General features: G+C 66.4%; 20 protein-coding genes and 2 pseudogenes. 15 read left to right on the top strand and 7 right to left on the bottom strand.

Going from position 1 to position 26,059, the window contains the following annotated elements:
• Positions 1-17 precede the first annotated feature (17 nt).
• The 4 genes from FXF75_RS19930 to engB all read right to left on the bottom strand — a co-directional run bounded on the left by FXF75_RS19930 (position 18) and on the right by engB (position 2,821).
• Complete coding sequence (locus tag FXF75_RS19930) at positions 18-266, bottom strand: hypothetical protein (protein WP_163523823.1); 249 nt, start codon at positions 264-266, stop codon at positions 18-20.
• An 87-nt stretch (positions 267-353) separates the two neighbouring features.
• The gene (locus tag FXF75_RS19925) at positions 354-1,634 is read right to left on the bottom strand and encodes a chloride channel protein (RefSeq protein WP_163523821.1); all 1,281 of its coding nucleotides are present in this window, start codon (positions 1,632-1,634) and stop codon (positions 354-356) included.
• Positions 1,635-1,689: 55 nt separating this feature from the next.
• Positions 1,690-2,115, bottom strand: a complete 426-nt coding sequence (locus FXF75_RS19920) for a universal stress protein (protein WP_163523819.1) — start codon at positions 2,113-2,115, stop codon at positions 1,690-1,692.
• A gap of 85 nt (positions 2,116-2,200) precedes the next feature.
• On the bottom strand, positions 2,201-2,821 hold the full coding sequence (engB, locus tag FXF75_RS19915) for a GTP-binding protein EngB (protein WP_163523817.1): 621 nt from the start codon (positions 2,819-2,821) through the stop codon (positions 2,201-2,203).
• A gap of 137 nt (positions 2,822-2,958) precedes the next feature.
• Between engB and FXF75_RS19910 the strand changes: the two genes are divergently transcribed.
• From FXF75_RS19910 to FXF75_RS19900, 3 genes are all read left to right on the top strand, one after another.
• Positions 2,959-4,245 (top strand): TIGR00341 family protein, encoded by a 1,287-nt coding sequence (locus FXF75_RS19910; protein ID WP_163523815.1) that lies wholly within the window; start codon positions 2,959-2,961, stop codon positions 4,243-4,245.
• Positions 4,246-4,305: 60 nt separating this feature from the next.
• Positions 4,306-5,055, top strand: coding sequence for an SIMPL domain-containing protein (locus tag FXF75_RS19905; protein WP_163523813.1), 750 nt, complete (start codon positions 4,306-4,308; stop codon positions 5,053-5,055).
• 86 nt (positions 5,056-5,141) lie between these two features.
• Complete coding sequence (locus FXF75_RS19900; RefSeq protein ID WP_163523811.1) at positions 5,142-6,560, top strand: TIGR00341 family protein; 1,419 nt, start codon at positions 5,142-5,144, stop codon at positions 6,558-6,560.
• Here the strand turns inward: FXF75_RS19900 and FXF75_RS19895 are convergent.
• Positions 6,458-7,423 (bottom strand): NOG1 family protein, encoded by a 966-nt coding sequence (locus FXF75_RS19895; RefSeq protein ID WP_163523809.1) that lies wholly within the window; start codon positions 7,421-7,423, stop codon positions 6,458-6,460. The two genes, FXF75_RS19900 and FXF75_RS19895, sit on opposite strands and share 103 nt — an antisense overlap.
• Positions 7,424-7,563: 140 nt before the next feature.
• Here FXF75_RS19895 and FXF75_RS19890 point away from each other — a divergent pair, with 140 nt between their 5' ends.
• From FXF75_RS19890 to FXF75_RS19875, 4 genes are all read left to right on the top strand, one after another.
• Positions 7,564-8,385 (top strand): hypothetical protein, encoded by an 822-nt coding sequence (locus FXF75_RS19890; RefSeq protein WP_163523807.1) that lies wholly within the window; start codon positions 7,564-7,566, stop codon positions 8,383-8,385.
• 30 nt (positions 8,386-8,415) lie between these two features.
• Positions 8,416-8,844 (top strand): hypothetical protein, encoded by a 429-nt coding sequence (locus FXF75_RS19885; protein WP_163523805.1) that lies wholly within the window; start codon positions 8,416-8,418, stop codon positions 8,842-8,844.
• Between the two features lie 91 nt (positions 8,845-8,935).
• The gene (gene thiD / locus FXF75_RS19880; RefSeq protein ID WP_163523804.1) at positions 8,936-10,324 is read left to right on the top strand and encodes a bifunctional hydroxymethylpyrimidine kinase/phosphomethylpyrimidine kinase; all 1,389 of its coding nucleotides are present in this window, start codon (positions 8,936-8,938) and stop codon (positions 10,322-10,324) included.
• Positions 10,325-10,396: 72 nt separating this feature from the next.
• Positions 10,397-10,732 carry a hypothetical protein gene (locus tag FXF75_RS19875; protein WP_240334814.1) on the top strand — a complete coding sequence of 112 codons (336 nt, stop codon included), beginning with the start codon at positions 10,397-10,399 and terminating at the stop codon, positions 10,730-10,732.
• Positions 10,733-10,769: 37 nt separating this feature from the next.
• On the opposite strand, the gene FXF75_RS19870 is transcribed toward FXF75_RS19875, so the two are convergent.
• The gene (locus FXF75_RS19870) at positions 10,770-11,120 is read right to left on the bottom strand and encodes a four-helix bundle copper-binding protein (protein ID WP_163523803.1); all 351 of its coding nucleotides are present in this window, start codon (positions 11,118-11,120) and stop codon (positions 10,770-10,772) included.
• A 29-nt stretch (positions 11,121-11,149) separates the two neighbouring features.
• On the bottom strand, positions 11,150-11,887 hold the full coding sequence (locus FXF75_RS19865; RefSeq protein ID WP_163523802.1) for a DUF4396 domain-containing protein: 738 nt from the start codon (positions 11,885-11,887) through the stop codon (positions 11,150-11,152).
• A gap of 184 nt (positions 11,888-12,071) precedes the next feature.
• Here FXF75_RS19865 and FXF75_RS19860 point away from each other — a divergent pair, with 184 nt between their 5' ends.
• From FXF75_RS19860 to FXF75_RS19825, 8 genes and pseudogenes are all read left to right on the top strand, one after another.
• A complete protein-coding gene (locus FXF75_RS19860) occupies positions 12,072-12,269 on the top strand; it encodes a heavy-metal-associated domain-containing protein (protein ID WP_163523801.1) in 198 nt (65 codons plus the stop codon).
• Positions 12,270-12,436: 167 nt separating this feature from the next.
• A pseudogene (gene mutS / locus FXF75_RS19855) lies at positions 12,437-15,255 on the top strand (DNA mismatch repair protein MutS).
• Positions 15,256-16,336: 1,081 nt separating this feature from the next.
• Positions 16,337-17,610, top strand: a pseudogene (locus FXF75_RS19850) (orc1/cdc6 family replication initiation protein).
• Positions 17,611-17,764: 154 nt separating this feature from the next.
• Positions 17,765-19,693: an acetate--CoA ligase gene (locus tag FXF75_RS19845; protein WP_163523800.1), complete on the top strand. Its 1,929-nt coding sequence runs from the start codon at positions 17,765-17,767 to the stop codon at positions 19,691-19,693.
• A 313-nt stretch (positions 19,694-20,006) separates the two neighbouring features.
• On the top strand, positions 20,007-21,785 hold the full coding sequence (locus tag FXF75_RS19840) for a bacterio-opsin activator domain-containing protein (protein WP_163523799.1): 1,779 nt from the start codon (positions 20,007-20,009) through the stop codon (positions 21,783-21,785).
• 161 nt (positions 21,786-21,946) lie between these two features.
• Positions 21,947-23,938 carry an acetate--CoA ligase gene (gene acs / locus FXF75_RS19835; RefSeq protein WP_163523798.1) on the top strand — a complete coding sequence of 664 codons (1,992 nt, stop codon included), beginning with the start codon at positions 21,947-21,949 and terminating at the stop codon, positions 23,936-23,938.
• A gap of 58 nt (positions 23,939-23,996) precedes the next feature.
• Positions 23,997-24,419 (top strand): DUF4212 domain-containing protein, encoded by a 423-nt coding sequence (locus FXF75_RS19830; RefSeq protein ID WP_163523797.1) that lies wholly within the window; start codon positions 23,997-23,999, stop codon positions 24,417-24,419.
• Positions 24,416-26,059, top strand: a complete 1,644-nt coding sequence (locus FXF75_RS19825; RefSeq protein ID WP_163523795.1) for a VC_2705 family sodium/solute symporter — start codon at positions 24,416-24,418, stop codon at positions 26,057-26,059. Before FXF75_RS19830 ends, FXF75_RS19825 begins: the two co-directional genes overlap by 4 nt.

The raw sequence follows: 26,059 nt of genomic DNA, 5'->3' as shown, positions 1-26,059 counted from the left end.
CCACTCCGGACCGGTCGTCAGTGACCCACGTACTCGTCGCGCAGGCGAACCTCGTCGTCGGTCACGTCGGCTATCGCGTCGTTCCGGAGGGGGTAGGTGTCCTTCGTGTCCGCGCCCCAGTCCAACTTCGTCTTGAGCGGCCCCGCGAGGTCGTCCGCCGGGTCCACGTACGCGGTGCCGTCCTCGACGTCCGCGACGATGCCGATTCGGTTCCCCTCGCCGTCCACGACGGCGTTCGCCACGTCGTCTTCGGTCAGTTCTGGCATGGGTAGACGAGTCGGTGGCGAGCGTGGTAGGCGTGTCGGCCAGTCGCGCTTCGGTTGTCGGGAGACCAGAGACGTTCCGCTCCGGTGTCAATCGTCGTCAGTGTGGAAGGCGGGTGCCTCGCTTCGCGGGGCCGCGACCTCCAAGAACTGGACGTTCGGACTGCCCACGAACGCGACCAGACTGGCGAGAAACACGGGCGTGATGCTGGCCCCGTTCGTCAACGCGATTGCGATGAGCGCCGACGAGAGGGGAGTCGCCGTGACGACCGAGTTGAACGCCGCCATCCCCGCCAGCATCCCGAACATCGGCGGCAGTCCCGGCACGACGAGTCCGGCGGCCTGTCCGACGAGCGCCCCCATGAACATGTGGGGGATGATGAGTCCGCCGAGCCAGTTGCCGTGAATCGTGAGCGCCGCCGCTATCATCGTCCCGCCGAGGACGAGCAGCAACCGCTCGACGGTGAACGTCCCCGACAGGAGCACGTTCATCTTCGACCCGCCGTAGAAGTACGTCAGCGGGAGGACGTAGCCCAAGACGCCGATACCGAGACCCGCGAGCGTCGTTCGGACGTACACCGCGGGCGACCACTCGTTGAACAACCGCCCGACGAACGCGAACAGGTGCGTGTAGACGAAGCCGAACGGGATACAGACGAGACCGACGCCAATCGCCGCGGCCAACTGCCACGGTTCGACCGGGACGAGCGAACTCGCTCGCCACGCCGGGAACAACTCCATCCCTCCGAGCAGCACCTCTGTGAGATAGCCCGCGAAGCTCGCGACGAAGGTCGGCACGATGGCCTCGTAGTACTCGAGGCCGCGCTTGTGCGGGAGTTCCAACCAGAGGAGCGCCCCGCCGATAGGTGCGCCGAGAATCGTGCCGAACCCCGCGCCCATCCCGGCGAGGGTCAGCAGTTTCGTCGAGTTGTCGAACTCGAACAACTCGGACATCTTCGTGCCGAACGACCCGCCGACGATGCTCATCACCCCTTCGGGACCGGCGTTCTGTCCGGCGACGAGGCCGACGAGTCCGACCGGGATGACCGGCACGTTCTCGGCCATCTCGACGCGGCCCTCGCGGTGGAACTGCTGGACGAGCGCCGAGAGCGCCCCCGGGTAGAACGTCGCGTAGAGGATGACACCGATGAGAATCCCCGCCCCGGTGCTGACGACGACTCGCCAGATGGGCGCGTTCAACGCCGTCCAGAGCTGGTGTTTGAGCGCCAACCAGACGACGCGGAAGGCCGTGGCGACGACGCCGACGGTGACGCCTAAGAGCGCGGCGACGAACATCTGATGGTGGAGATGGCGTTCGTCGGCCCACCGCAGAGCGGTAGAGAACTGCCCCGGGACTCCGCTGGAAGCCATTACGCTGGCGTAGCCACTGAAGGGGGAGGTGCTTTACGTTCTGCGAACGCCGTGATTACGCTCGCGGGACGGCGACGACGGGCGTCTCGCCCACGCGAATGACGCGTTCGGTCACGCTCCCCATGACGACCCGGCCGACGCCCGACCGGCCGTGCGTACTCATCACGACGATATCGACGTCCTCCTCGTCGGCGTACGCGAGAATCTGCCGATACGGGGTCCCGACCTCTATCGCGCTGGTCACCGACAGGTCGCGGGCGGTGGCGTCCTCGACGAGGGGCGTAACGGCGTCGCGGCCGCGCGCTTCGAGCGCGTCGAGTCGCTCGTCGCCGCGTCCGACGATTGCGGTGGTTTCGTTCTCCGGAACGACGTGAAGCACGTGCAGTTCTGCGTCGTATCGCTCGGCGAGACTGTAGGCGTGTTCGGCGGCGGCCTCCGCTGCCTCGGACCCGTCCGTCGGGAGAAGCACGCGGTCGTACATGCGAGCGGGTAGCACACGAAACCCCTTAACTCTCGACCCGCCGACAGTGAACGCGCTCCGGGACGAGTCGGGAGAGAACGGGCGGTTACGAGAAGAACTTCAGCAGGTCGTCGCGCTTCTGCTCGTGGAGGTGGTCCTTCACGGCCTCGTTCAGCGCGTCGATGTTACCGCGCTTGGCGCTGATGGGCGCTATCGTGTCCTGCCACTGCTTCCACGGCGGGTGGAGACCGAGGCGGTCGCAGAGTTCGTTCAGGCGCTCGTCCTCGTCGTCCACCTTGTCCATCTTGTTGACCGCGACGACGACCGGGATGTCCACGTCCCGGAGGAAGTAGAACATCTCCACATCGTAGGGCACCTCGTCCTCGCCCGAGTGGCGGTCGATGATGTCCACCGCGCTCTTGCCGTCCACGACGAGGACGCCTACGAGTATCTTGTCGGCGTTGTCCTCGATGTAGCGCACGATGTCGGTCTTGATTTGCTCGCGTTGCTCCTCGGGCACGCCCGACATGAAGCCGAACCCCGGCAGGTCGGTCAGTACGAAATCGTCGCTGGCCCAGTCGTAGTGGTTGGGCGACCGCGTGACGCCGGGTTTGCTCCCCGTGTCGAAGGTGTGGCCCGTCAGTTCGCGCATCAGCGTGGACTTCCCCACGTTCGACCGGCCGACGAAGACGACTTCGGCGTCGCGGCCCGGGCGACTCTCGAACATACCCCCGATTGGGCGTGACGACGTTTAACGGCCGCGGTTCCACCGAATCGGCGTCCTCGGGTGCGGTCGGTCCTCGACGCGCTGAAACAGTTCTGTTGGCGCGGCTTATTTACCTCTTCCGTGCCATCTCCGAACATATGCGGCTCGTGCAGGTTTCGATTCCGGCGGGCAAGCGGGAGCTAGTCTCCGACGTGCTCGATTCGGAGGGCATCGATTACATGCTGACCGACGAGACCAGCGGCCGGGAGTACACCGCCATCGCCTACTTCCCGCTGCCGACCAACGCCGTCCAGCCGATTCTGGACAAGTTGGAGGACGCCGGACTCGGCGACGACCCCCACGCGGTCATCATCGACGCGGAGACCGACACGTCCCGCCGGTTCGAGGAACTCGAAAAGCGGTACACCGAGGACAGCGACGCGTCCGAACACATCGCCCGCGAGGAGATAACGACCAAGGCCCGCGAGATGGTGCCGGAGTTACAGACCTATCTGGCGATGACGATAATCAGCGCGGTCGTCGCCACCGCGGGGCTACTGCTGGACTCGGCGGCGGTCGTCGTCGGGTCGATGGTCATCGCCCCGCTCATCGGTCCGGCGATGGGCACGAGCGTCGGCACCGTCCTCCGCGACCGCGAGCTGTTCCGCGAGGGCGTGAAGTTCCAGTTCATCGGCGGGTTCGCCGCCGTCGCGAGTTCGACGCTGTTCGCGTTCGGCGTGCGATACGGTTTTCTCGTCCCGCCGGGGACGAACATCTTCGCCATCTCGCAGGTGAGCGGCCGACTGACCCCCGACTTCCTCTCGCTAGTGGTCGCGCTCGGCGCGGGCGCGGCGGGCGTGCTGAGTCTGGCCTCCGGCGTCTCGGTGGCGCTCGTGGGCGTCATGATAGCCGCGGCGCTCGTGCCGCCCGCCGCCGCAGTCGGCGTCGCCATCGCGTGGGGCCAACCGATGGCCGCGGTCAGTTCGCTCGTGCTGGTCCTCGTCAACCTCCTCTCCATCAACCTCTCCGGATTGCTCGTGCTCTGGTATCTCGGCTACCAGCCCCGGAGTTGGTTCGAACTCAGCGAGACCCGAGCGACGCTGGTCAAGCGCATCGGCGTCCTCGTGGTCGCCATCGCCGTCCTCTCGGTGTTCCTCGGCGGCGTCACCTACGCCACCGTCCAGAACGCGACGTTCCAGAACGAGGCCCAGAACGAAATCGACGCCGCGCTCTCACAGGAGGGGACACCGACGCTTCTCAACGTCGACTTCGAGGGGAACAGGGCACCGCCGTTCGGGCAATCGAAACAGGTGATAGTCACGGTCGGCAGAGCGCCCGGCGAGGAGTACCCGCGACTGGCCGAGCGACTGAAACAGCGCATCCGGCGCAGTACCGGCCGGTCCGTGACCGTGCAGGTCCGGTTCGTCGAGATAGACTCCGCGTAGGTCAAATCGCGATTTCACTCAAGCGGAGCTTTTTCTCGGCCCCCGTCGTACCACGCAGCGATGCACAAAGGAGTACTTGCAACCGTGGGTGTCGCCCTCCTGCTGGTGACTGCCGGATGCGTCGGGAGCGTCGCCCCGACCGCCGACGCGAGCGCACAGACCCAACAACCCGACCGCGGCGGTAAGACCATCGGCGTCTCCGCGACCGGGCAGGCCGCGGCCACGCCCGACCAAGCCGTCGTGCGTGTCGCAGTCGTCGCCAGCGACGACGACGCGAACGTGGTCCGCGAGCGACTCGCGGAGAACGTCACGCGGATGCGCGAGGCGCTCAAACGGGCGGGCGTCGCCGACGACCAGATTCGGACGGTCGCGTACAACATCGAACAGGAGTACCGCGAGGAAGGCGGCGAACGGCGACCCGCCGGGTTCCGAGGCGTCCACGCCTTCGAGATTACGCTGTCGAACACGAGCAGGGCGGGCGCTATCATCGACGCGGCGGTCTCGAACGGGGCCGACCGCGTGGACAGCGTCGAACTCACGCTGTCCGAGGAGCGCCGGAGGGAAGTCCGCGCCGAGGCGCTCCGGGACGCGATGGACAGCGCCCGCGCGAACGCCGACGTCATCGCCGAGAGCGCGAACCTGACCGTCACCGGCGTCCACAGCGCCTCGACCGGCGACGTGAGTTACAGTCCCGTGAGGGCCGAGTCGCTCTCTGCGAACGCGGCCGGCCAGTCCGGAACGCAAATCGAGTCGGGACCGGTGACGGTCGTCGCACAGGTGCAAGTGACTTACAACGCGACCGGCGCGTAGGTCTCCTCCGGGCGACCGGGGTATCGGTCCGTAGAGCGGGTTCAGGTGGCCTGAATGTTTTTGCGTCGGTACGCCGTGGCTCTGCTGTGCGACTGATACACGTCCTGATTCCGGACGAGCGACGCGGCCCGGTTCTGGGCGCGCTCGACTCGAAGGAGATAGATTACGCCGTTCTCGAAACCGACGAGCGGACGAGCGAGCAGGTACTCGTGGAGTTCCCCCTCCCGAGCGACGGGGTCGGCGACGTGATGGACGCGCTCAACGACGCGGGACTCGAAGAGGAGAAGTACACCGTCATGGCGACGGCCGAGACCGCCTCCACGCCGAACATGGAACGGTTGGAGAACAGGTACTCCGACGACTTCGACCCGCTGACCCGGAAGGAACTCCGGTCGAAGGCCCGCGACATGGCCCACGACCGGACGTCGTTCGTCTGGATGATATTCCTGAGCGCCATCATCGCCACCGCGGGCCTGCTGCTCGACTCGCCCGCAATCGTGGTCGGGTCGATGGTCATCGCGCCGATGGTCGGGCCGGTCCTCACCGCGAGCGTCGGCGCGGTCACCGGCGACAGGGAGATGCTCGCGGACAGCATCAAGTTGCAGGCGATAGGACTCGGCGTCGCCGTCGTGAGCGCGCTGGCGTTCGGCTATATTCTCCGGACGTTCTCGTTCGTCCCCCAGTTGCGAATCACCGCCCTCGGGCAGATTAGCTCGCGGGTCGCGCCGAGTCTGCTGACCGTGGCGGTCGGTCTCGCCGCGGGGAGCGCCTCCGCGTTCGGACTCACGACGAAGGGACCGACTTCGCTCATCGGCGTCATGATTGCCGCGGCGCTGATTCCGGCGGCGGCGACCGCAGGCATCGCTATCATCTGGGGATTCCCCATCGTCGCGGCGGGGTCGCTAGTCCTCCTGCTCGTCTCGCTCATCGGCATCAACGCCGCCGCGTTCACCACGCTCCGTTACCTCGGCTATCGGCCGAACGGCTTCGAACCGGGCCTCTGGCAGTTCGACAGTCGCAAACAGACCGCGACCGTCGCGGTCGGCGTCGCGGTACTCCTCCTCGTCGTCGGAGTCACGACGTTCGCCACGTACCAGCAGATAACCTACCAGCAGACCATCAATCGGGAGGTCAGTTCGGTGCTTCAGGACCCGGCGTACGCGAACCTCACCTACGTCCAGACCTCCACCGAGTACGCGTTCAGCGGCGGCCTGTTAGAATCAGAGTCGGTCACAGTGACCATCAGTCGCACGTCGGACCGGGAGTATCCCGAACTGGCGAATCGGCTCCAGCAGCAGTTGAACGCCGCGACGAGTCAGAATCCGTCGGTTCGGGTTCACTTCGTGGACTACGAGACCGCGAACACCACTCGGGAGTCGCTCGCTGCGTCCCCCTCCGCGGCCTACTCCCGGTCGTCGAAGGGGAGTTCCGGTTCGTACCCGACCGCCTCGACGGCGTCGTCCAGCACGCCCTCGACGTTCTCGCCGCTCTCGACGCTCATGTAGGCGTCGGCCTCCACGTCGGTCGAGAGGTCCGACTTGTTGCAGACAGTGAGGACCGGCACGTCTCCGAAGCGTTCGGCGAGGGCGTCCCGGAGTTCGAGTTGGGCGTCGAGGGGGTAGCCGCAGTACCCGCTGGCGTCCACCACGAAGACGATGGCGTCCGCGAGGTGGGTCAGCGCCGAGACCGCCTGATTCTCGATGTCGTTGCGCTCGTCTTCGGGTCGGTCCAGCAGGCCGGGGGTGTCCACTATCTGGTAGCGGATGTGGTCGCGCTCGAAGTGGCCGACGCGGACGCCCTTCGTCGTGAAGGGGTACTCCGCGATTTCGTTCCGGGCGTTCGTGACCGCGTTGACGAACGACGACTTGCCGACGTTGGGGTATCCGGCCACGACGATGGTCGGTTCGCTCGGGTCGATTTCGGGGAGGCGCCGGAGGTCCTGATGGGCCTGTCCGACGCGCAGGAGGTCGTCTTCGACCTCCTCGACGATGTCGGCGAGGCGGGCGAACCCCTGTTTGCGAATCTTGCGGTCGGCGTCGGCGTCGCCCGTGAGTTTGCCCTGATACTCGCGTCCGATGTCGTGGGTCTTCCTGCTGGCCCACTGGATTTCAGAGAGGCTCTGTCGAAGTTCGTCCACGTTCACGATGGCGTCGGCGAGTTCGTAGTAGAAGGGGTCAATCTCGTCGAAGTCCGGCCACTCCGCGGCGACGTTCTGCATGTTGTCGCTCAGGATGTTGGACGCCGTCTGGAGCATCGACTGCTGGGCCTCGGTCCCGTTCTTGGCCCGTCCCGCCCGCGCGGCCCGCGAGAACGCCTTGTCGATGAGTTCCTCCGACGTGGGTGTCGTCGGTAGGTTCTCGAAAATCATAGGCATAGGTAGGGTCTCGCGGGATTAAAAGGGCGTCCATACGAGCGCGGGGAGGAGCGGAACGCATGCGCTCAGAAGCCTCCTTTTCTACTATCTATAGAACAGAAAAATTTATTTTACCGGAATTAGAAATCCATATCGTGTCAGACAGGCAAACATCGGAGAAGCGTCGAACAGTTCTCAAGCAGGTCGGTGCTGCGAGTCTCACGTCGGTCGCCCTCTGGTCGGGGGCGACGGCAGCGGAGTCGGCGAGCCAGAGTCGCTCGAACCGCGGTCGAAGAATCGAGAACGCACTGAGTACAGTTAGCGATTACTTGGTTCTGGACTCGGACTTGACGATAACCGTCGAGGAGAAGCGAGCAGAAGAAGACGGAGTTACCGGGTTCGACCGGCGAGTAGCCGAAGACTTCGCGAGCCTCAACAACGAGTTGGCCGAAATCGACTTCCGAAGCATCAACGACCCTAGCGCTCGGTCGAAACGGGCGGAGCAACTCTTCCGACGTTTCGAACCGTACTTCGAACGGATTGCGACGGGGGAGGCCACTGGGAAGTCCATCGGGAGAGCGAGCAAGCGCCTCCGTCAGCAGTGGTCCGGCGACGTGACGACTATGGACGGCGGATGCGGTGGAACCCGAGACGACCCGCACCCGTGCCCCGATCGGAACTGGGTGAGCGATTCGTGGAATTCGAAGAGCGAAGTGCAGGACCACCTCAAATCAGAAGGGTATCACCAAACGGCGGAGTACGCGGCTTACGGTACCGACATCGACTGGACGAAGGTCGTCGACGCATACGGCTGTAGCGGTGGGCCGTTCCGCAACCAAGCCATCATTCAGCAACGAAACGGTGAGTGGACGTACAACACGCAGGGACCCGAACCGAATCCCGAAATCCACGGCTACGTCTGGCCCAGCGTCGATTGGGGGACGTACGTCGAGTGGTGGCACAGTAACCACTGTTAACTATCTCGACAGCTAAGCAAAATCAATAGCATGCTTCCCCTCCAGAGACGCCACCGACGCGCCGTCTCGGTCGGTGCCGCACTGTCCGGAGCGTTCCTGCTCTACTGGTCAGTCTCGGCCCTCTTTTCCGCATCGTACACGCCGAACACCGTCCCCGCAGTCGACGCGTTCCTCGGGAGCATCGACTGGATTTGGCTCACGGGACTCGGCGTTTTGCTCTTCCTCGTCGGCGTTCGACGGCCCCTCCGTTCGCTCTCCCGTCGCTCACGGGTCGTCTCGGTCGCGTTCGGCGCAGTCGGAGCGTGCCTCGTCGCCGCGTGGGTCGGGTTCGTCGCGCTGTCACTCAGTAGCGTCGGCGGGATGCTGTTCTTCTCGCCGGTCCTCGGAGCGGGCGGTCTCCTGCTGTCGGTCGGCGTATCCGGTTGGAAATCGGCGGGCGAGAGGGCGACGCAGTCGTAGCCCCTTTTCTCGGAGACCGTCACGCAAGTTCACGCCGGTCCCCGAGTTCGACCCCGCACCACTAAGTACCACGCTGTTTTACCACCAACTAATGAGCGGAGAGAGCCGACTATCTGCGACCGAGACGCGCTCGCCGGCACCGGTCGAGAGACCCGTCGCGCTCACCGTCGCGGGGAGCGACTCGGGCGGCGGTGCGGGCGTGCAGGCAGACCTGAAGACCATCGAGGCCCACGACGCCTTCGGGACGAGCGCTGTGACCGCAGTCACGGCCCAACACACTCGCGGTGTCGAGTCCACCCACGTCCTGCCCGCCGGTGAGGTCGCGGCCCAAATCGACGCCGTGACCGACGACTTCGGCGTGCGGGCGGCCAAGACGGGGATGCTCGCCACCGCCGAAATCGTCGGAGTCGTCGCCGACCGCGTTGCGAGCGCGGCGTTCCCCGTCGTCGTGGACCCGGTGATGGTCGCGACCTCGGGCGACCGACTGCTCGACCGCGAGGCCGAGGCGGCGTACGAGGGGCTGATTTCCGAGGCCGCGCTGGTGACGCCAAACGCCGACGAGGCCGCGGTGCTGACCGACGTGACGGTCGAGGACCGCGAGTCGGCGGTCGCCGCGGGCGAGGAACTGGTGGCGATGGGTGCCGACGCGGCGCTCGTCAAGGGCGGCCACGTCGGAGGCACCACGCTTCGAGACGTGCTGGTGACGCCGGACGAGACCCGGATTTTCGAGCATCCCCGCGTCGAGACGGACGCGACTCACGGGTCCGGATGTGCGCTCTCGGCGGCCGTCGCGGCCCGACTCGCGCGGGGAGACGACCTCGCGGACGCTGTCGAAGCGGGCGTGGACTTCGTGACTCGCGCTGTTCGCTACCACCTCGACGTGGGCGAGGGACCGGGCGCGGTCCACCACGGCGTCGAGGTGCGGAACCGGGCGGCGCGCGAACCGACCGCGGAGGAGGTCCGCGAGGTCGTCCAGACGTTCGTGGAGACCGACGTGTCGGCCCTCGTCCCGGAAGTCGGGATGAACGTCGTCGGCGCGACGCCATACGCCGAGTCAATCGGTGAGACCGCCGCGGTGGAGGGGCGCATCACGCGGACGTTCTCCGGCGTGAAACCGAACCGGGGCGTGCGCTTCGGCGCGTCGAGCCACGTCGCGCGCTTCCTGCTCGCCTGCAGGGAGTTCGACCCCGACCTCCGGTTCGCGGCGAACTGCCGGTTCGATTCGGACGTGGAGGCCGCGCTGGAGCGTCTGGACTGGGCGGTCGACGAGTACGACCGGGGTGCGGAACCGGACGAGGTGAAGGAGCACGAAGGGTCCACGATGCAGTGGGGAGCCAGACGGGCCTTCGAGTCGGTCGAGGGGACCCCGGTCGCTGTCGTTGACCGGGGCGAAGTCGGGAAGGAGGCGATAGTGAAGGTGGTAGCGGAGGACGGCGAGGAGTTGGCCGAGCGCGTGCTGGCGTTGCGGGACGCGCTTTGAGTGTCGTTTCGACCGCCGCACCGAGGTCGCTTCGACCGCACTACTGTTACCAGAGCGCGACGTAGGACGCCTATGGCTGATTCGGACGACGGCACGAATAGTCCGGACGACGGGGCGGACGATTCGGGCGACGACGAGGACCTCGCGTCGCTCGTCGCGGACCTGCACGACCACCTCGAAGCGACCGCCGAGTTGCCGGTCGAGGCGCGGGCGAGCCAGTGGCTCGGGGAGGCCGAGGCGGTCTGCGGGGACGCGACCGGCCCGGACGTTCCCGAGGCGGTCGTCGAGAAGCGCGTCGGACAGGTCCGGATGCTCCTCTCGAACGTCGAATCGACCGGGAACGACGCGGCCGACGAACGCGTCGCCGCGGCGCGCGAACTGGTCGAAGAAATCGAGTCGCGGCTGTGAGCCGGGGACCGTCGTCAGACCGCCTGCTACACCGCCGTCAGGCCGCCTGCTGCATCATCTGGCGGCACGACTCGGCGCAGTCGTCCAGCACGTCGGCGCAGACCTGACAGTGGTCTTGGTCGTGACGACGACACTCCTCGGCGCACTCCTCGCAGGCCCCGGCGCAGGCCTCCGCGAGTTGGGCGCTGTAGTTGGAGTTACGCGCCATGAACCGCGCGTGTTCGCTGGTGAGGTCGGCCACGTCCCGGCAGAGGCGGATGCACTTGGCCATGTCCATGTCCTCGTCGAGACACTGGTCGGCGCACCACTCGCAGGCCTGCATCGCTTCCAGACAGTTGTCCATGCACTCCTCGGCGGTGTCGCTGAGTTCGAGTTCTGCTAGTGCCATCGCATCTGAATGACACGATAGCGAGCGACTTACGCTCGGTGGCTAACTCGAAGCGAGGGTTCGCTCGTCTCGCGCGAAGTCGGTGTCGTCACGCCCCCATCTCGGTTCCCATCTCCGCGGGGTTCATCATCCCCCCCCTTGACGCCGTAGCGAATGAGCAGGAGGTTGACCGGGTAGGCCGCGAGGAGACCCAGCGTCAGCGAGAACACCAGCGAGGTCCAGAACAGCACGTCGCCCAGTCCGGCCTCGCCCGCGAGCCATACGTCGGTGCTGATGGCGACGATTTCCATCACGGTGATGCTCGCGGTCTCGGAGTAGAAGGCGTCCCAAAGTGCCTCGCGCAGGCCGACGCCCTCCTGTAGAAGCGGACCGACCGTCATGAGATAGCCGAAGAAGTACGCCAGCGCGAAGGTGAGGACGACGACGCCCGTCGTCTTGAACGCGAACAGACCGACCGCGATGGAGACGCCGAGGACCTCGCCGGTGCCACACCCCGAGTAGCAGTGGCTGACCGACCGGAACCCCTTTCGCCAGAGCGAGTCGTGGTCTATCTGAGTCCGGCCCGAGTACCAGTAGCCGAGGAGACCGAGTGGTCCGGAGTACAGCACCGTGAACCCCCAGACGAACTTCATGAGGCTCTTCAGTTCCGCGTTGTTCGTCCGGAGGTCCCAGACGAGGACGCCGAGCGACAGCGCGACGACGACGGCCCACACCGCGAGGTAGGTTGGGTTCGTCAGCACGTTCTGGAGCGCCTGTTGGATACCCATACGAGCGGGTACGGCGCTCTGGTTTTACGGGGTTGTGGCTACTCCGCAACGCTACTCCAGGGGTACTTTCGGCAGAGAATCGGTCTTTCCCCGTATTCCGCCTTATTTTCTGAACTTCGTATCGGGGGTAGAGCGCAGAATCGAAGGGGAAAGTCCGAAAAGGAACGCTCCCCTAATCACACACATGGCGAAACAGATAACCGTCGAAGGCATGAGCTGTGGCGGCTGCGAGGAGAACGTCGAGAACGCGCTCCGGGACCTGCCGGGCGTGACCGACGCCGAGGCCGACAACGAGCGCGACAGCGTGACGGTCGAAGGGGAGGCCTCCGACGAGGACATCGCGGCCGCGGTCGAGGACGCCGGGTACACGGCGAAGGTGTAGTCGAGCGACACGGCGAAGCTGTAGTCGAGGCCTGACGTTCCGCGGCGCTACGTTCTCGCGTTTTTCGGAGGTCCCGTAGGCGATTCCGCACCGTTTTAGTCGTCGTCGCCCCTGTCTCTCGATGATGACTCTACTCTCGCGTTCGTCCCACCGGGGAGGTGGCCGACGTGTCCGAGGCTGACGCCGAGGCGACCGGTATCGTCGGGGAGTTCCTCTCGCTCAAGGCCGAGACCGACGCCGAGTTCCTCGTGATGCAGGTCGGCGACTTCTACGAGTTCTTCGGCGAGGACGCCGAGGAAGTCGCGGACCTGCTCGACCTGAAGGTCTCCCAGAAGTCCAGCCACGGGTCCAGTTACCCCATGGCTGGCGTCCCGGTGGACAAACTCACGCCCCACCTCAAGCAGTTGGTGGAGCGGGGCTACCGCGTCGCCATCGCCGACCAGTACGAGACCGACGACGGCCACGCCCGCGAGATTACGCGGGTCGTGACGCCCGGGACCCTGCTGGAGACGACCGACGCCGAGGCCCAGTATCTGGCCGCGGTCGTCCGGGTCTCGCCGGAGCGCTACGGTCTCGGCGTGGCCGACGTGACCACCGGCCGGTTCCTCGTGACGGAGGTCACCGGCGAGGACGCCGACGCCGCGAGCGACCGGGTGTTCACCGAACTCTACCGGTTCGACCCCGCCGAGGTCCTGCCCGGTCCCGAGGTCCGCAACGACGACGCCTTCCTCAACCGAGTGCGCGAGCGCACCGACGCCACCCTCACGCTGCATCAGGCCGACGCGTTCGCGCCCGGCCGGGCGACCCACGAGACGAAGGCCCAGTTCGGAGAGGAGACCCTCGCCAGCGTCGGTCTCGACGAGACGGCGGGGGCGAGCAGGCGAAACGAGAACCCGCAGGTGCAGGCCGCGGGCGCACTGCTCTCGTACGTCGAGGAGACCGGGACCGGCGTCAAGGCCTCGATGACGCGCCTCCAGTCCTACGAGGGCGACGACCACGTCTCGCTCGACGCGACAACCCAGCGCAACCTCGAACTCACCGAGACGATGCAGGGCGACCGCGACGGGTCGCTGTTCGACACCATCGACCACACCGTGACGAGTCCGGGCAAGCGCCTCCTGAAGGAGTGGCTCCAGCGCCCCCGACAGGACCTGCCGACTCTCCGCGAACGGGCCGACGGCGTGGCCGCGTTCGCCGACTCCGCACTGGCCCGCGAGACGGTCCGGGAGACCCTCGACGGGGCCTACGACCTCGAACGACTGGCGAGCAAGGCGGCCCACGGGAGCGCGGACGCCCGCGACCTCCTGCGGGTGCGCGAGACCCTCGCGCTCCTGCCCGAGGTCGCCGACGCCGTCGCTAACGACCCCCGGCTATCGGACTCACCGCTCGCCGAGGTTGTCGCCCGGCCCGACCGCGAGGCGGCCGCCGCCCTCCGCGAAGAGTTGGGAGCGCTCGCCGAGGACCCGCCGGGAACCGTCACGGAGGGCGGTCTGTTCCGACGGGGCTACGACGACGAGTTGGACGAGATTATCGACCAGCACGAGGAGGCGAAAGAGTGGCTTGCGACGCTGGACGACCGCGAGAAGCGAAAGACCGGCATCGGACACCTCCAAGTGGACCGCAACAAGACCGACGGCTACTACATTCAGGTCGGCAACTCCGAGACCGGGAAGGTGCCCGACCGCTACGACCGACTCAAGAGCCTGAAGAACTCCGAGCGCTACACCACCGACGAGTTGGACGAGCGCGAGCGCCAGATATTCCGCCTCGAAGAGCGCCGGGGCGAACTGGAGTACGAACTATTCGGCGACCTGCGGGAGGGAGTCGCCCGGCGTGCCGACCTTCTGCAGTCGGTGGGGCGCGCCCTCGCGGAACTCGACGCCCTCGCCAGCCTCGCGGTCCACGCCGTCGAGAACGACTGGGTCCGACCCGAACTCACCGAGTCGGGGGACCTCCGCATCGACGCGGGCCGCCACCCCGTGGTCGAACGTACGACCGAGTTCGTCCCGAACGACCTCCGGATGGACGGGGCGCGTGCTTCCTCCTCGTCCGACCGCGGGCGCACCGGCGACCGCGACGAACGCCGCTTCCTCGTCGTCACGGGACCCAACATGTCGGGCAAATCGACGTACATGCGACAGGCCGCGCTGATAACCCTGCTCGCCCAAATCGGGAGCTTCGTCCCGGCCGACGCCGCGGAGGTCGGGTCGTGGACGGCATCTACACCCGAGTCGGCGCGCTGGACGAACTCGCGCAGGGTCGCTCGACGTTCATGGTCGAGATGCAGGAGCTATCGAACATCCTCCATTCGGCCACCGAGGACTCGCTGGTCATTCTGGACGAGGTTGGCCGAGGCACCGCGACCTACGACGGCATCTCCATCGCGTGGGCCGCCACGGAGTACCTCGCCAATCAGGTCGGTTCGAAGACCCTGTTCGCGACTCACTACCACGAACTCACGAGCCTCGCGGACCGACTCCCCGGCGTCCAGAACGTCCACGTCGCGGCGGACGAGTCCGACGGCGACGTGACCTTCCTCCGGACAGTCGAGGACGGGCCGACGAATCGCTCGTACGGGATTCACGTCGCGGACCTCGCAGGGGTTCCCGAACCGGTGGTCGAGCGCTCGCGCGACGTCCTCCGGCGACTCCGCGAGGACGAGGCCATCGACGTGCGCGGCGGCCAGAGCGGCGACGGAGGCGGCCAGCGCGGGGAGAGCGACCCGCAACAGGTCGTGTTCGACCTCGGGTCGGGGCAGTTCCGCGGGGCCGACGACGCCGGTGGAGACGGCGCTGGCGGACGTGACGAGGCGTCGGTCGAGTCGGCAGGTGCCGAACCAGCGGGTTCGGAGTCAGTCGATGCAGAGTCTGTGGACCCGGAAACGGAGGCCGTGATGGAGGCGGTGAAGGACACGGACCTGAGCGACACCTCGCCCATCGAGTTGATGAATCGAGTTCAGGAGTGGCAAGAGCGGTTGCGGGAGTGACTCGCCGATATCGAGACGCGACTTCGGAAGTGAGAGCGTCCGTGACTCGCCGGGCCGCGACACCTGCCTGAAACGCGGTCACACACCACTATCGAAGTGTTTCGTCGCGAAGCCGGTTCTGGGAAGGGGCACCTCTATCGAAGTGTTACCTTACGGGACGGTACGGACGGAGACACCTCTATCGATGTGTTCGGTCGTCGGAGAGCGGGGAGCGGCGGAATCGCGAAGCAGTCGTGGACGCTTGATGCCACAACTACTCGCCTTCCGTAGGTTTTCCGCGTGAGAGCCGAGCAGAATCGAGGCGGCGAGACGGCGATGTCGAACAGACGGAACACATCGAACACATCGATAGAGGTGGGTGTGAGGGTCGTTCGAAGAGGGGGAAGGAGAGTGAAAGAAAGAAGAGACGGGAGGTGAGGAAGAAGAGAGCAGAAGTAGAGATAAAACGTTCCGCGAGACCGCCCAGCCTCCGGAAATTCCGTCACGTGGGTGTGAAGCGCGAAATAGGGTCTCCTCTCACCGCCGAGCGACGGTCTCTCCTCGACCCCACCCGACCCCTCCGAACACTTCGATAGAGGTGTCTCTGGGTCGGAGGTGCTCACAGTAACGCCGGACGGACACTTCGTCGGAACTCCGTACGAAATCTGATACTCGGTTTCGCGTCTCCGGAATCCGATTCCGTCCCGAGTCGTACCCCGGGAAAACACATCGATAACGGCAACGTTTAATGGGCGGACCGAGACGGCCGAAGCATGGATTCTGACGCCCCAGTTGGAGACGACGAAGACGGGGACGCTTCTCTGCGGGACCGCCGGGCGAGAATCGACCGGCGGACGCGGTTTCGGACGACAGCGAGGACGCGGTATCCGATACCGGCGAAGACGCGGTATCGAACGTCGGCGACGACACCGTATCGGACCCCGGTAACGCGACGCTCCGAGGCGACCCCGAGCGCCGACGTGCGTCGGACCTCCGGAAGGCGGCCGCCTCCGAAGCAGATTCGGAGTCCGCGAACCGGGACCCGACGTCCGCGGAACTCGACGCGGAGTCAGGGGAACCGGACTCGAAGTCGATAGAGGAGATGCTGCTGGAGTTCGACGAGCAGAAGTCGCTCATCCGGAATCGGTCGCTGCTCAACCCGAACGAGGTCGTCGAGGAGGAGCGAATCGTCGGGCGCGACGAGCAACTCACACAGGTCACGAAGATGCTGCGAGTCGCCATCGGCGACAATCGCCCGCCGAACCTCTTCCTCTACGGGCCGTCGGGGACCGGGAAGTCGCTCATCATCAACGCGGTGTGCGAGAACATCGGCCGCCTCTGCGACAACCGGGGGATTCGGTTCGGCGTCATCGAGATGAACTGTCAGGACATCGGGACGCTCGGGTCGGCGGTCTACGAACTCGCTCGGAAGGTCGCCGACCGGGCGGGCGTCCCGCTGGAGGTGCCCCAGCACGGCGTCTCGACCAAGGAGAAGTGGCGGGAACTCTACCGACTCGTCAACGAGAACTACGAGACGGTCGTGTTCGTCCTCGACGAGTTGGACATGCTGGTGGGTCGGCGCGACAAGGACCAACCGGCGTTCTCGCGACTGCTCTATCAACTCTCGCGGGCCGGGTCGAGCAACGACATCACCGCGCAGGTGTCCATCGCCGCCATCACGAACGACACGAAGATGCTCGAATCGGTCGCAGTCGGGCGCTGAGTTCGTTCACCCCGGAGGACGTTCACTTCGACGACTACGACGCCAACCAGTTGCGCGCAATCCTCCACCACCGGAAGGACGCTTTCTACGACGACGTGCTCGAAGACGACGTGATTCCGCTCGCGGCGGCGTTCGCCGCCCAGACCCACGGCGACGCCCGGAAGGCCATCGACCTCATGCGGGTCGCGGGCGACCTCGCCGAGCGGGAGGGTGCCGACCGGGTCGGCGAGCGCCACGTCCGGAAGGCTCAGGACAAGGTCGAGCGGAACCGCGTGCTGGAGGTCACGCGCGGAATCAGCACGCAGAAGAAGCTCTGTCTGTACGCGACGGCCGCGGTGGCGAACCAGAGCGGGAGCAGTTCGGCGCGGAGCACGACCGGGTATCATGTCTACCAGTTCCTCACCGACGCGCTCGACACCGACCAGTACCATCAGGAGACGTACGTCAACAAGATGAAGGAGCTGACGACCTACTCCATCGTGGAGTCCGAGCGCAAGAGCCACGGGCCGTCCTCGGGGATGTTCATCGAGTTCACGTTCAACGAGCAACCGGCGACCATCATGGCGACGCTCGGCGAGGACTCGCGGCTCGGCGACCTCTCGGAGGACGAGGTCACGGCGGTCGTCGGAGCGCAACTCGCGAGCGATAGCTGAGCGACACCGAACGACGGTGAGAGGTGGCACTGACGGAGGAGTGACGAGTCGGTAGTCGTGTCGGTAGCGCGACCCCGAATCGACCCCCGACTCCGGGCGACCGACCGCTGAGAGGCGAACCATTTTTCCCCTGTTTACGCGAAGTCCGAGACGAATGGTCGATAGCAGTCCCGACGAACGCGAGTGGGTGTCGCCGCCGGAGTCGTTCGTCGAAACGGCGAACGTCACGGCGGCCGACTGCGAAGCGTTCCGCGAGGCGGGGTGGCCCGAGTGCTGGAAGCGACCCGCCGACCTGCTGGACTGGGGCCGCTCGTTCGACTCGGTACTCGACGACGAGGGGACCACTCGCTGGTTCCCCGGCGGGCGACTCAACGCCTCGTACAACTGCGTGGACCGCCACGTCGAGGCGGGTCGCGGCGAGGAAATCGCCATCTCGTGGGAGGGGAAACTCGGCGAGACCCGGACGTACAGTTACCGGGAACTCGCCGACGAGGTGAACGCGTTCGCCGCGGCGCTCCGCGAGATGGGCGTCGGCGAGGACGACGTGGTCACGCTCTACCTGCCGATGATTCCCGAACTGCCGGTCGCCATGCTGGCGTGCGCCCGCATCGGCGCACCCCACTCGGTCGTCTTCGCGGGGTTCTCCGCGGACGCCCTCGCGACTCGGTTGGAGGGCGCGGAGTCGGAGTACCTCGTGACCTGCGACGGCTACTACCGGCGGGGGGCCGCGCTCGACCTGAAGCGCAGGGCGGACAACGCCTGTCTGTCGGTGGACCACGGCGTCGAGCAGGTCGTGGTGAACCGCCTCGACGACGACCCCGCGGCGGGCGACCACCGCGCCTACGCCGACCTCGTGGCCGACCACGCCGGGGCGGAAATCGAACCCGTCTCGCGCGAGACCGACGACCTCCTCTTTCTCATCTACACCTCAGGAACGACGGGCGAACCCACGCTGGTCCGCCACACCACCGGCGGCTACCTGACACACGTCGCGTGGACCAGCCACGCCGTCCTCGATTTGGGTCCCGAGGACACCCACTGGTGTTCGGCCGACGTGGGCTGGATTACGGGCCACTCCTACGCGGTGTACGGCCCGCTCGCGCTCGGCGCGACCACCGTCCTCTACGAGGGGACGCCCGACCACCCAGAGACCGACCGCCTCTGGGAGATAATCGAGCGCAACGAGGTGGACGTGTTCTACACCGCACCCACGTCCATCCGGGCGTTCATGAAGTGGGGCGAACAGCACCCAGAGAGCCACGACCTGTCGAGTCTGCGCCTGCTCGGGACCGTCGGCGAGCCCATCGACGAGACGGCGTGGCACTGGTACCGCGACCACGTCGGCGACGGCGAGTGCCCGGTCGTGGACACGTGGTGGCAGACCGAAACCGGCGGCATCGTCCTCTCGACGCTCCCCGGCGTTGACCGGATGCGCCCGGGAGCGGTCGGGAAGAGCCTCCCCGGCATCGAGACGGACGTCGTCGACGAGTTGGGCGAATCCGCTCCACCCGGAGAGTCGGGCCAACTGGTCGTCACGCGCCCGTGGCCGGGGATGGCCCGGTCGCTGTGCGAGGGGTCCGGGTGGGGCGCGCGCCGGACGCGCACCGTCGGCGGGGAGTGGCAGTACGCCACGGGCGACAACGCCGTCCGCGACGAGGACGGCTACGTCCACCTGCTCGGACGGGCCGACGACGTCCTCAAGGTCTCAGACAGGCGGCTGAGTACCACCGAAATCGAGTCGGCCATCGTCGGCGTCGGGGGCGTCGCGGAGGCCGCCGTCGTCGTGGGCGAGGACGCCGACGCCGTCCGGAAGTCGGAGATACACGCCTTCGTCAGCCCCGAGTCGAACGTGGCCGGCGACGACGCGCTCCGCGGGCGCGTCCGCGAGGCGGTCGAGGAGGCCATCGGCCCCATCGCGGCACCCGACGTGGTGACGTTCACGCCGTCGCTCCCGAAGACGCGCTCGGGGAAGGTCGTCCGCCGCTACCTCGCGGCCATCGCCAACGGGGAGGACCTCGGCGACACGAGCGCGCTCCGGAACCCGGAAGTCGTCGGCGAACTCGAATCGCTGCTGGACCGATAGGAATCCGAGGTATTTCGTCTTTTTCTGAAGGTTCGAAATATCGTTTCTTGGGTATCTATTCGGCGATAAAACGGGAAATCCATAAATCGGCTGACCCACTCGTACAGTCCGGAGTGGACCCGCAATTCGGAGGTGGACTTCACCCTCACCGACGAACCGCAGAACGCCCCATATACCCTGAGAGGCTACAATATACCGTTTCAGTGAGTCGGGACACAACTCCGACCCGACGAAATCCACCGCTCGAATCGGGTTACCATTCGAAGCTCGTTTCGGAACGTTTATTCGCTCTTCTGAAGGAATACGAAATAGAATGGCCGTCGAATCCCGCGACGCGTTCCTGACGACCGCCGAGTACGAGCGCCTCCGGCGGCGGGCCGAGACGTACCGCGAGGACCTCGTGGTGGCACTCGCCGGGCGCGTCGGTCTCCGGGCCTCGGAGATAACCCGCGTTCGCCCGGCGGACCTCCGCGAGCGCGAGCGCGGCGGCGAGGTTCACTACCTGCTCACGGTGCCCGAGGGCGACGGCGAGACCCGCGAGGCGTACGTGCCACAGGAGGTGGCCCACGACCTCCGGAAGTTCGCCAACGCGAACGACGTGGACCGCTACGACCCGCTCGTGGACGTGTCGCCCCGGCGCGTTCAGATGCTGGTCGGCGACGTGGCCGACCGGACCGACGGACTCCGCGACGTGACCTGCCGGGACCTCCGCCAGCACTTCGCGTGGCGACTGCTCGTGGAGGAGGGCGTCGCCCCCCGAGTCGTGCAGGCGGTCGGCGGGTGGCAGAGCCTCCAGAGTCTCGCGCCGTACCTCGACGACCCGACCACCGCGGAGGTCGTGGAGGCTTTCGCCGAGGAACCGGCCGCAGGTCCGCGAATCGAACGCCGTCCGCTCGCCCGCCAGCGAGGCACCGCCGACGCGCGGAGCGACGACCTCCTCGCGTGCGCCGGCGCACTCGGCGAGGCGCTCGCGGACGCGTCCACGACCGAGGACGCCGAGCAGGTCGTCTGCGACAGTCTGTCCGACGCGTACCACGCGGTGTGGGTCTGCGACGAGCGCGGCGACGTCCGGACGAGCGCCGCCCCGAAGTCCACCGACGGCGTCCCCGCCGACGTTCTCGACGCGGCGGGCGTCACGGACGGTGAGAACATCGCAGACGTGAAAGTAATCGATACCGCGTCGGCCGGAGGAGGACTGTCCGACGAGGCGCTATCCAGCGGGGCGCTGTCGGGATGTTCGGTCGCCGTCGCGCCGCTCCGGTCGAGCGAGACGGTCCACGGACTGCTCTGCGTGGCCCACGATGCGTTCGCCTCGGCCGACCGGACGTTCGTCGCGGACGTCGGACGGCGCGTCGGCCGGACCGTCACCGCCATCGCTCGCAAGCAGTTGCTGTTGGCCGACACCGGCGTCGCGCTCTCGCTGCGGACCACCGACCGCGGCGTCTTCCTCGTGGCGGCCTCGGCCGACCTCGGGTGTCGGTTCGAACTCGAAGGCGTCGTCCCGGTCGAGGACCACTCGTTGCTCTACTTCGTCACTGCGAGCGGTGCCGCGGTGGGGGGCGTGTTGGAACGAGTGTCGAGCGCCGACGCCGTGGACGACGCCCGCCTCATCCGCGACTACGGCGACGGCGCGCTCTTCGAGTTCGCCGTCTCGGGCGACTCCATCGCGCCGATGCTGGTCGAGCGCGGCGGCACCGTCCGCGAACTCTCCGTCGAGGGCGGCGTCGCGGACGTGTCCGGGGTCTTCTCGTCGCGCGTAGACGTCCGGCGAGTCGTGGAGGCCGTCGAGGAGGCGTTCCCGGCGACGAATCTCCGGTCGAAGCGCGACGTCGAGGAACCGGTTCAGAGCGCGGCCACCGTCCAGCAGACTGTCCACGACCGCGTGACCGAGCGCCAGCGGACCGTCCTCCGGGCCGCCTACCTCGCCGGGTACTTCGAGTGGCCCCGGGGCAGCACCGCGGAGGAACTCGCGGCCTCGATGGACGTCTCCTCGCCCACGCTCCACAACCACCTCCGGAAGGCCCAGCAGAAGGTGCTCGAAGCGGTGTTCGACGACCCCGACCCCCGGACGGTGGACGCCGACGGACACTAACTATTTAGCCTCGCGTGCGAACGCCGGTTCAGTTAAACCTCCTACCGCAGACATTAAACACCATAAAATACACTTACGACGGCTATACGCGGCGAACGATGCCGTTTGGAATAGTTAGTTCCATCACTTATATAGCTATGTTGTGGTTGTGAAGACGGCTCATGCCGGAAGAACAAGACGTCGAACTCGAAGCCCGACTCGCCGACCAAGAGCGATTCGTCCCCTCCGAATCGTTCGTCTCGCAGGCGAACGTCTCGGACAATTCCGTCTACGAGACGTTCGAAGAGGAGTGGCCCGAGTGCTGGGAGCAGGCCGCGGACCTGCTCGATTGGAACGAGGAGTACGACACGGTGCTGGACGACTCGAACCCGCCGTTCTACGAATGGTTCACCGGCGGGGAACTCAACGCCTCGGCGAACTGCCTCGACCGGCATCTGGACGAGCGCGGCGACGAGGCTGCAATCGAGTGGGTCGGTGAACCCACCGACGAGGAGAACCGCACCTACACCTACGAGGAACTCCACCGCGAGGTCAACGAGTTCGCCGCGGCGCTCCGCGAGATGGGCGTCGGCGAGGACGACGTGGTGACGATGTACATGCCGATGATTCCGGAACTCCCCATCGCCATGCTGGCGTGCGCCCGCATCGGCGCACCCCACTCGGTCGTCTTCGCGGGCTTCTCCGCGGACGCCCTCGCCACCCGGATGAACTCGGCCGACTCCGAGTACCTCGTGACCTGCGACGGCTACTACCGGCGCGGCGACGCGCTGGAACACAAGGCCAAGGCCGACGAGGGCCTCGACGGCGTCGAACACGAGGTGTCGGACGTGGTCGTCGTGGACCGACTCGGCGACGACTACGACCACCCGATGGGCGAGAACCACCGCGATTACGACGACCTCGTGGCCGACCACGCTGGCGCGGAGGTCGAACCGGTGTCGCGCGACGCGGAGGACATGCTGTTCCTGATGTACACCTCCGGTACGACGGGGCAACCGAAGGGCGTCAAGCACACGACCGGCGGTTATCTGGCGTGGACGGCGTGGACGTCGCAGGCAGTCCTCGACATCAAGCCCGAGGACACGTACTTCTGCTCGGCGGACATCGGCTGGATTACCGGCCACTCCTACATCGTCTACGGCCCACTCTCGCTGGGCACCACGACGATGATGTACGAGGGAACGCCGGACCACCCCGAGCAGGACCGCCTCTGGGAGATTATCGAAGAGTACGAGGCCGACCAGCTCTACACCGCGCCAACCGCGATTCGGGCGTTCATGAAGTGGGGTTCGGAGTACCCCGACAAACACGACCTGTCGAGTCTCCGCCTGCTCGGGACGGTCGGCGAACCCATCAACCCGCGGGCGTGGAAGTGGTACTACAAGCACATCGGCGGCGAGGACTGCCCCATCATCGACACGTGGTGGCAGACCGAGACCGGCGGCATGATGGTCACCACGCTCCCCGGCGTGAAAGACATGAAACCGGGGTCCGCGGGACCGCCCCTCCCGGGCGTAGACGTACAGGTCGTAGACACCGAGGGTGAGCAGGTCGAACCGGGGCGCGCGGGCCACCTCACGGTCCAGAAGCCGTGGCCGGGGATGCTCCGGACGTTGTACAACAACGACGAGCGCTATATCGAGGAGTACTGGGCGGAGTACTCCGACACCGACAGCGACGACCCCGACGACTGGGTCTACTTCCCGGAGGACGGCGCGAAAATCGACGAGGACGGCTACATCACGGTCCTCGGGCGCGTGGACGACGTACTGAACGTCTCGGGCCACCGCCTCGGCACGATGGAAATCGAGTCGGCCATCGTCGGCGTCGAAGGCGTCGCCGAGGCCGCCGTCGTCGGCGGGAACCACGACGTGAAAGGCGAAGCGGTCTACGCCTACGTCATCACCGAGGACGGCTACGAGGAGGGCGACGAGATGCGCGACCGCATCGTCGAGGGTGTCGAAGACGCCATCGGACCGATTGCTCGGCCCGAAGCCGTCGTCTTCACTCCCGAACTCCCCAAGACCCGCTCGGGCAAAATCATGCGACGACTTCTGGAGGACGTGGCTAACGGCGAGGAGTTGGGCAACACCTCGACGCTTCGCAACCCTGAAATCGTCAGCGAGATAGCGTCGAAGGTCGGCGACGACTGACCACCGCTCCACCTCTCGATACGACGAACGACGACCAGACCAAAACGAACTTTGAACCATGACAGATAATAACTCACGAAAGGACGAATCGAACGCCGACATCGAGACCGACGGCGGCGTGGCGGCCGGTCGAGAGACCGCCGACTACCTCGATGCGGAAGTCAACATCTTCAAACCATCCACCCCGTTCATGCGGGACCACCTCAGGGTCGTGTGGACGATGTTCGCGGCGTGGGCGCTCCTCGTGTTCGGACCCGTGACGGCGACGTACCTCGCGACCGACTTTATGACGAGCGTGACCGTAATCGGCTTCCCGCTCCACTACCTCCTGACCGCGACGGGGGCACCGGCGGGCGCGCTCGTGCTCTCGTTCGTCTACGCGCGGAAGCGCGACCGACTCGACGAGAAGTACGGTATCGACCACTCGACCCGGCGACAGGAACCGGAAGCGGCCGCGACTGACGGAGGGTCCGACCGATGATGTTCACGCCGCTCGACCTCCTGCCGGACGCGCTCAACGCCTCGTTCAAGGCGATTCCGGCCGTGATGGTCTCGGCGATGCTGCTGCTGTTCCTCGGCATCGGGTACGTGTTCCGCGTGGCCGACACCGAAGACCTGTGGGTCGCGGGCCGGTCCATCGGGAACGTCGAGAACGGGATGGCCATCGGCGCGAACTGGATGTCGGCCGCGTCGTACCTCGGCATGGCCGCGCTCATCGCGTTATCGGGCTACTACGGACTCGCGTTCGTGGTCGGCTGGTCCACGGGCTACTTCATCCTGCTCATCTTCCTCGCGGCCCAGATGCGCAGGTTCGGGAAGTACACCGCGCCCGACTTCGTCGGCGACCGATTCGACTCCGACACCGCGCGAGCCATCGCCGCGCTGACGACCATCCTCATTGGGTTCGTCTACTCGGTCGGACAGGCCCGGGGCATGGGACTGGTCGGCATCTACGTCTTCGGCGGCGACTACACCACGATGGTCGTCCTGCTGATGGCTATCACGGTGGGTTACCTCGCGCTGTCGGGGATGCTGGGCGCGACCAAGAACATGGCCGTCCAGTACGTCATCCTCATCGTGGCGTTCCTCGCGGGACTGTACGCGGTGGGTTGGACGCAGGGCTACTCGACGTTCCTGCCGCAGGTCGAGTACGGCGCGCTCCTGAGCCAACTCAACAGCGAGTTCACCCAACCGTTCACGAACGGCGGCTTCTACCTCTGGGTCGCGACCGCGTTCTCGCTCATCGTCGGCACCTGCGGACTCCCGCACGTGCTGGTGCGGTTCTACACGGTCGAGAGCGAGCGGACCGCGCGCTGGTCCACCGTCTGGGGCCTGTTCTTCATCTGCCTGCTCTACCTGAGCGCCCCCGCCTTCGCGGCGTTCGGGACCGACCTCTACGCGAAGAAGGTCGGCGACGTGTACGGCGCGAGCGGCATGAGCGGCGCGGAAGGCGACGTCATCGTCGTGCTGGCGTCCCAACTCGCCAACCTCCCGACGTGGTTCGTCGGACTCGTCGCGGCGGGCGGCATCGCCGCCGCCATCGCCACGACCGCGGGACTGTTCATCGCCGCGTCGTCGGCGGCTGCACACGACATCTACACGAACATCATCAACTCCGACGCGACCCAGCGCCAGCAACTCCTCATCGGTCGCGCGACCATCGTGGTGCTGGGCGCTATCGTGACGGTCACCGCGCTCAACCCGCCCGCGCTGGTCGGCGAACTGGTCGCGCTGGCCTTCTCGCTGGCCGGACTCGTGCTGTTCCCGATGTTCTTCCTCGGTCTCTGGTGGGAGAACGCCAACCGACAGGGCGCGCTGGCCGGGATGACCACCGGCCTCGCCATCTGGACCGCGGCGGTGTTCAACGAACTCATCTTCGCCACCGACGCCGGTCCGGTCGTCCAGATTTACGCCGACATCTTCCCCGCGGTCGGGGCGGCGCTCGCCGGGACGCCCATCGTCTTCGCGGTCACCATCGGCGTCTCGCTGGCGACCGACGAACCGCCCGAGCGAATCAAGCGCATCGTCCGGCAGTGTCACAGTCCGGAACCGATGGGCCAACAGCAGAGCGCCGAGGACGTCGTCTCGACGGACGGCGGTCAGGTTTCGGGGGACGACTGA

It is taken from the genome of Halorussus sp. MSC15.2 (assembly GCF_010747475.1).
Classification (GTDB): Archaea; Halobacteriota; Halobacteria; order Halobacteriales; family Haladaptataceae; genus Halorussus.
The sequence above is the reverse complement of the archived record's forward strand: the minus strand, read 5'-3'. Positions and strand labels throughout refer to the sequence as shown.